Origin of the sequence: Paenibacillus pseudetheri, from assembly GCF_924513355.1 — a bacterium.
In the GTDB taxonomy this organism is placed as follows: domain Bacteria; phylum Bacillota; class Bacilli; order Paenibacillales; family Paenibacillaceae; genus Paenibacillus_AQ; species Paenibacillus_AQ pseudetheri.
Genome location: NZ_CAKMAB010000088.1, coordinates 1 through 1,645, shown reverse-complemented (window position 1 = coordinate 1,645; position 1,645 = coordinate 1). Strand labels below are relative to the sequence as shown.

The window sequence follows — 1,645 nt, the reverse complement described above, 5'->3', positions numbered from 1 at the left end:
CACAAAAAACTTTCATGAGCCATCGGCTCACATCCCAGAATGAAAATGTTATTCGCCCGTTGCCATCGATGTCTTAATCCAGCTATTTCTGTCTATTCTATGAATAGAGGGACAGAAGAAACACGAGGTCTTTAATGGTGGTATAACCCCGTACAAAAAACCGTCTACGGCTGGTCATGAGTACAACCCATTGTCGCCATCTTCGGATGAGCACGTGTAAAAAAATCCTTACTTTCTCAGCAGCCTACTCTGTCCCTCCATACTTTTCGTTTGGAGGGTTATTTCTATGGAAGCTATTTTAGAACACTGCTGTGGACTCGACGTCCACCGAGATACGGTCGTGGCCTGCCTCTTAACTGGTAATCTCGAAGATCGTCCCCACAAAGAAATTCGCACCTTTTCAACCATGTCTAAGGGCTTACATGAACTTGCGGCCTGGCTTCATGCTGCTTCTTGCACCTACGTTGCCATGGAAAGCACTGGAGTTTATTGGAAACCCGTTTACCATGTTCTCGAAGAATCTTGTGAGATTAGATTAGCCAACGCTCAGCGTATCAAGAATGTTCCTGGGCGCAAAACAGATATCTCCGACGCGGAATGGATCGCCAAACTCCTTCGCTCCGGTCTTATCGAGGGCAGCTTTGTTCCGCCTCAAGACATTCGGGAACTTCGTGAACTCACACGTCACCGGAAGAAGCTCGTTCATCATATGACCGCAGAAAAAAATCGTATCCAGAAGGTTCTTGAATCTGCTGGCATCAAACTCGCTTCCGTGATCTCCGACGTTTTCGGTGTGACGGGGCGTGCCTTGTTGCGTCAACTTATGGACAACGGCAGACTGGATCAGGAATCCGTTCGTTCCCTCGTCAAAGGACAAATCAAAAATAAAGTTCCCCAACTCATGGACGCACTGCAAGGCAAACTTTCCTCACACCATCGCTTTCTTCTCGCACAGTCTTGGCAACATCTTACTCATCTGGAACATTCCATTCAGGCGTTCGATGAAACGATAGACTCCCATTTAGCACCCTATCGTGTCGAGATCGATATTCTTCGAACTCTTCCAGGCGTGGACGTCACCGCCGCTTCCGCGATTTTAGCTGAGGTTGGTGCGGACATGCTTCAGTTTCATTCCGAGCGCCATCTGGCTTCTTGGGCCGGTTTATCTCCAGGCAACTACGAAAGTGCTGGAAAAAAAAGTCCTCACGCATCCTCCACGGCAATCCCCACCTAAAATCCATCCTTGCCGAGTCCGCGTGGGCCGCATCCCGAACGAAAAAAACATATTTAGCCTCGAAATATTGGAAGTTAGCTGCCCGTCGAGGAAAGAAAAAAGCGTTGATTGCAACAGCACACAAGATGCTCACCATGATTTATCACATGCTCCTTCGACAGCAGCCTTATGTAGAACTTGGTGTAGATTACTTAGATCATTTGAATCAACACGTCAGAACACGGCGATTAGTCAAACAATTGGTATCTTTGGGCTACAATGTGCAGCTTGACTCGGCGCCGGAAGTCTCTTAATTCTTGTCACCAGGCCTTTTAAATTTTTTATCAATAAATCCCGGGCATCTTATTGCCTTTTTTCCTCCTTCTCTCCATACTCTGGTTCGTGTGCATCCTTACATTTACGTAAAAAAAG

At 47.0% G+C, this 1,645-nt stretch carries 1 pseudogene; it reads left to right on the top strand.

Annotation, left to right across the window (positions count from 1 at the left end):
* Positions 1-286: 286 nt before the first annotated feature.
* A pseudogene (locus L1028_RS30975) lies at positions 287-1,527 on the top strand (IS110 family RNA-guided transposase).
* Positions 1,528-1,645 lie beyond the last annotated feature (118 nt).